This is a genomic window from Streptococcus parasanguinis (assembly GCF_001578955.1).
Lineage (GTDB): Bacteria > Bacillota > Bacilli > Lactobacillales > Streptococcaceae > Streptococcus > Streptococcus parasanguinis_U.
This window is the reverse complement of sequence record NZ_KQ969690.1, coordinates 88,091-88,996: the sequence shown is the minus strand read 5'-3', so window position 1 is coordinate 88,996 and position 906 is coordinate 88,091. Positions and strand designations below refer to the sequence as shown.

The following is a 906-nucleotide window of genomic DNA, read 5'->3' as shown; positions in this document are numbered from 1 at the left end:
CGCAAAAATACTCCCCTTGTGATATAATGAAAGTGAAAAAATTGTATTAGGCTACTGGCTCGTCTCTAGTAGCCTTTTTGTAGCACAAACTCCTGATAAGTAAGATTTTCTTTCAAAAGGATATAAGCTATTTTAAGAAGTTGATGTGCGAGTGCAATAGTTGCTTTTTGCGGTCCTCTCCTGCTTTGAATCTGATAATAACGCTCTGCTAGTGGACTTCCTTTTTGTTTTTTTGCAGCAAAAACTGTTTGACAGAGACACCTTTTTAAATAGGAATTGCCATGTCTGATTTTTGTGCTCCTCTTTTTACCGGCACTTTCATTATTTCCAGGACACAAACCAGCCCAGGAAGCGAGATGTCCAGCTGTTGGAAACCGGTTCATGTCTACCCCAATTTCCGCTATGATCACAGAGGCTGTAGTGAGATCAATACCAGGAATAGAATCTAGGATTTCCACTGGTCTCTCATAGAGATTTAGATAGCTGTTCATACGCTCTTCTAAACAATCGATTTGTTTTTGATAAAAATCGTAAATCTCCAAGGACTGAGCTAACATAAAACGATGATGAGCCGAAAAATACCCATCAAGTGCCTCAAGGAGTTGGGGAACTTTTCTTTTCAAACTGGTATAAACAGATTGATGGACAATTCTTGGGGTAATGGGCGTCTCATCAATCAGCAGTTGCAGTAAGTTTCGACCAGAAGCACCCATGATATCTTCTATGTAGGTTGTCAGCTTAATACCTCCTGATTGGAGGATTTTATGGATCCGATTGGTCTCACGATTACGGCTTTCTACATAGTGTTTCCGTTGTCGTGTTAGCTCTCTCAATTCTTGAATGGTTTCATCAGGAACGAAACTGCGAGGGAGCAGGCCGATTCGTGTTAATTGGGCAATCCAGTGA

General features: G+C 40.7%; 1 protein-coding gene. It reads right to left on the bottom strand.

The genetic code is table 11. The annotated features are described in order from the left end of the window. Nucleotides 1-65 precede the first annotated feature (65 nt). On the bottom strand, nt 66-906 hold an 841-nt coding region (locus SPADD19_RS04250), incomplete at its 5' end, for an IS110 family RNA-guided transposase (RefSeq protein ID WP_061455315.1).